Genomic DNA, 4,090 nt, shown 5'->3' with positions numbered 1-4,090 from the left:
GGAAACCCCCGACCGCGGGGGTCTGGGGGCGCAGCCCCCAGGACAGGATGGGATGGGTGGGGGCGGCGGGGGCGAAACCCTGTTACGCCGGGCGCAGCCACACCGTGGCCAGCGGTGGAAGCGTCAGCCGCAGGCTGTCGCCATCGGACCGCACCGGCCGCAGGCCGGCCACATCGCTGCCCCCGTACCCCGCGGCATCGGTGTTGAGCACCTCCTCCCACGCCCCACCCCCCTCAGGCACCCACAGCCCGTACTCGCTCCGCACCACGGGCGAGAAGTTGGACACCGAAAGCAGCGGCGCCCCATCAGCCGCGAACCGCAGGAACGCGAACACGTTGTCCTCGGCGGCATCCACCGTCACCCACCGGAACCCGCCGGGATCGCTGTCCCGCTGCCACAGGGCCGGCGTGGCCCGGTACACGGAGTTGAGGTCGCGCACGAGGTCCCGTACACCCCTGTGGTCCGCCTCCGCTCCGTACGCCGGGTCCAGCAGCCACCAGTCCGGCCCGTGGTCCACCGACCACTCCGCTCCCTGGGCGAACTCCTGACCCATGAAGAGGAGCTGCTTGCCCGGGTGGGCCCACATGAACCCCAGATAGGCCCGGTGATTGGCCCGCCGCTGCCACCAGTCACCCGGCATCTTCGACACCAGGGCCTGCTTGCCGTGCACGACCTCGTCGTGGGAGATCGGCAGCACGTAGTTCTCGCTGTAGGCGTACACCATCGCGAACGTCATCTCGTTGTGGTGGTACTTGCGGTGCACCGGCTCCTTGGACATGTAGCCCAGCGAGTCGTGCATCCAGCCCATGTTCCACTTCAGCCCGAACCCCAGCCCGCCCCACTCCGTCGGCTGCGTCACCCCGCCCCAGTCGGTCGACTCCTCCGCGATCGTCACCACGCCCGGCACCCGCCGGTACAGCGTGGCGTTCATCTCCTGCAGGAACCGCACCGCGTCGAGGTCCTCCCGCCCGCCGTACGCGTTCGGCGCCCACTGCCCGTCCTCGCGCGAGTAGTCGAGGTACAGCATCGAGGCGACGGCGTCGACGCGCAGGCCGTCGATGTGGAACTCCTCGCACCAGTACACGGCGTTGGCCACCAGGAAGTTCCGCACCTCCGTCCGCCCGAGGTCGAACTCGAACGTGCCCCAGTCCGGGTGATCCGCACGACGGCTGTCGCCGGGCTCGTACATCGGGTACCCGTCGAACCGGGCCAGCGCCCAGTCGTCCCGCGGGAAGTGCGCGGGCACCCAGTCCATGATCACGCCGATACCTGCCTGGTGGAGCCGGTCGACGAGGTGCTTGAAGTCGTCGGGGGTGCCGAGCCGGGCCGTGGGCGCGTAGAAGCCGGTGACCTGGTAGCCCCACGAACCGCCGAACGGGTGCTCGGCGACCGGCATGAGCTCCACGTGCGTGAAGCCCATCTCCTTCACGTACGGCGGAAGGTGCTCGGCGAGTTCCCGGTACGTCAGGCCGGGCCGCCAGGACGGCAGGTGGACCTCGTACACGGAGAACGGCGCCTCGTGCACGGGCGTGTCGGCGCGGTGCGCCAGCCACTCCTGGTCGCCCCACTGGTGATGGGACGCCGTCACGACGGACGCCGTGGCCGGCGGGGCCTCGGTATGCCGGGCCATCGGGTCGACCTTGAGGAAGCGGGCTCCCCACCGGGTCGTGATCTCGAACTTGTACCGCTCGCCCTCTCCGATACCGGGCAGGAACAGCTCCCACACCCCCGACGAGCCGAGTGACCGCATGGGGAACGCCGTGCCGTCCCAGTACGAGAAGTCCCCGGCGACCCTGACCCCCTGCGCGTTGGGCGCCCACACCGTGAAGCGGGTGCCGGTCACGCCCTGGTGCTCCATCGGCTCGGCGCCCAGCGCCTTCCACAGCTGCTCGTGCCGCCCCTCACTGATGAGGTGCAGATCGAACTCACCGAGCGCGGGCAGGAAGCGGTAGGGGTCCTGCACCTCGTACTCGGCGTCGTCGTACGACACCACGAGCGTGTACTCGGGGACCGCGTCCAGCGGCAGGACGCCGGAGAACAGTCCGTCACCCTCGCTGCCGAGGGGTGTGCGACGCCCGTCGACCACGACGCTCACCCCGCGCGCGAACGGGCGCAGCACCCGGAACGTCACACCGTCGGGACCGGGGTGCGCGCCGAGCAGCGCGTGCGGGTCGTGGTGCGCACCCGACAGCAGACGCGCCCGGTCGGCCTCCTCCAGAGGAGCCGCCCCACCGGGCCCCCGGCGCCCGGGGTCGGATCTGCCCGTGGTCGCCCGGCGGACGGCGGAGCTGTGCTTGCCGGAGGGCCTCCGGCTGTCATGCCCGGATCTGCCACCCGGCCGCAGGGCTTCGGCCGGTACCGGTGGGGAGTGCTGGGAGCGAGAGGGGTCACGCAGGGCCACGATGTCAGCCTCCTCGGGTGGCGAGCCGGCGGATCGCCGCCATCGGTACGGGGAGCCAGTCGGGGCGGTGCCGGGCCTCGTAGACGACCTCGTACACCGCTCTGTCCGTTTCGTAGGCGCGCAGCAGCTGGGGCTCCGCCCGCGGGTCCCAGCCCGCCCCGTCCGCGTAGCCCGCGCAGTAGGCCTCCCGGCAGCGGTCCGCCCACTCCGGGTGCCACGGCCGCCGCGTCCGGGCCGCGTAGTCGAAGGAGCGCAGCATCCCGGCGACATCGCGTACCGGCGACTGGGCGCTGCGGCGCTCGGCCAGGGGACGGGACGGTTCGCCCTCGAAGTCGATGACGAACCACTCACGGTCCGCCCGCAGCACCTGCCCGAGGTGCAGGTCGCCGTGGATCCGCTGCACGGTACGGCCGGCGGCGCACGTGCCGAACGTGTCGAAGGCCGTCCGCAGCCCGGGAACGTACGGCTGGAGGGCCGGCACACAGTGCGCGGCCGCACCCAGCCGCTCGGCCATGGCGTCCGCGACGGGTCCGTTCTCGCTTCGTGCGTCGGTGGGGAAGGAGGTGGCCAGCGCCAGATGCACCTCGGCCGTGGCCTGCCCCAACTCGTACGACTCCGCCGTGAAGTCCCGGCCCTCGGCGAGCGCGCGCAGGGCCAGGGTCCAGCCGTCCGACGCACCGGGCAGGAAGGGCTGGAGCACGCCGAGGGTGGCGTCCGGCCGGGTGGTGCGGATCCACGCCACGGGCGCGGGCACGCGGGTGCAGCCCTGCCGGGCCAGCGCCGACGGCACCTCCAGATCCGGGTTGACGCCCGCCTGGATACGCCGGAACACCTTCAGGATGAACGCGTCGCCGTAGACGATCGAGGAGTTGGACTGCTCGGCGTCCAGCAGACGCGGGGCGAGCGCGGCAGGCAGGGGCACCGACGGATCCCTCTCGAAGACGAGCGGGCCCGCCGTCCCCGGGTGCCGCAGCCGCTCCAGCAGCAGCGCCGCCGACCGCGGATCGTGGAAGGCGTCGTACACGGCCAGACCCGCCAGCGGACCGTCCTGCGCCCGTCCGATGAAGGCACCGGCGAGCCGGGGCGGCAGGTGCTCCCGTACGCCCAGCAGCAGCTGGTAGCAGTCACCGGGCGGGGAGGTGCCACCAGGTGTGCGCCGTCCAGCGTGCTCGGCGTGGACCAGCAGATGCAGACAGCCCGGATACAGCTCCGTCATCGACAGCAGCGTCACGTCGGTGACGGGCCGGTCCTTCCCCGCGAACCACCGCTGCCGGGGCAGCCACTCCCGCAGCATGCCGCTGAGCGAGGCCATCGGGTGGATGCCGCCCAGGCTCCTTGGGCGGAGTGGAACGGTCTCGGTCTTCGCCATGATGACGCGTCCTTTCGCGGGCTCGCTCAAAGTTCTCGGCGGGCGCGGGGAGCGACTCGGGAGAGCCGGAACCAGTAGAAGCCGTGGCCCGCGAGGGTGAGCAGGTACGGCAGTTCCCCGATGGCGGGGAAGCGGACTTGGCCGATGAGTTCGACGGGGTGGCGGCCGTTGAAGGCGCGCAGGTCGAGTTCGGTGGGCTGGGCGAAGCGGGAGAAGTTGTGCACGCACAGCACCAGGTCGTCCCCTTCCTCCTCCGTCGGAGGAGCCTCGCGCAGGAAGGCGAGGACGGCGGGGTTGCTGGAGGCGAGTTCGGTGTAGGA

General features: G+C 71.7%; 3 protein-coding genes. All 3 read right to left on the bottom strand.

The genetic code is table 11. The features are described from left to right. Nucleotides 1-82: 82 nt before the first annotated feature. Nucleotides 83-2,401 carry a 1,4-alpha-glucan branching enzyme gene (gene glgB / locus AB0959_RS52855; RefSeq protein ID WP_366834191.1) on the bottom strand — a complete coding sequence of 773 codons (2,319 nt, stop codon included), beginning with the start codon at nt 2,399-2,401 and terminating at the stop codon, nt 83-85. Between the two features lie 4 nt (nt 2,402-2,405). Then, nucleotides 2,406-3,770 carry a maltokinase gene (locus tag AB0959_RS52850; RefSeq protein ID WP_366834190.1) on the bottom strand — a complete coding sequence of 455 codons (1,365 nt, stop codon included), beginning with the start codon at nt 3,768-3,770 and terminating at the stop codon, nt 2,406-2,408. A gap of 26 nt (nt 3,771-3,796) precedes the next feature. Continuing rightward, on the bottom strand, nt 3,797-4,090 hold a 294-nt coding region (locus AB0959_RS52845), incomplete at its 5' end, for an alpha-glucosidase C-terminal domain-containing protein (RefSeq protein WP_366834188.1).

This window comes from Streptomyces sp. NPDC046862, assembly GCF_040704615.1.
Taxonomy (GTDB): domain Bacteria; phylum Actinomycetota; class Actinomycetes; order Streptomycetales; family Streptomycetaceae; genus Streptomyces.
Note: the sequence above shows the minus strand (reverse complement) of the source record. Positions and strands in the feature narration are given on the sequence as shown.

What these genes read in the sequence shown, in the direction of transcription:
- AB0959_RS52850 (WP_366834190.1), bottom strand. Translation starts at nt 3,770, where the DNA reads ATGGCGAAGACCGAGACCGTTCCACTCCGCCCAAGGAGCCTGGGCGGC.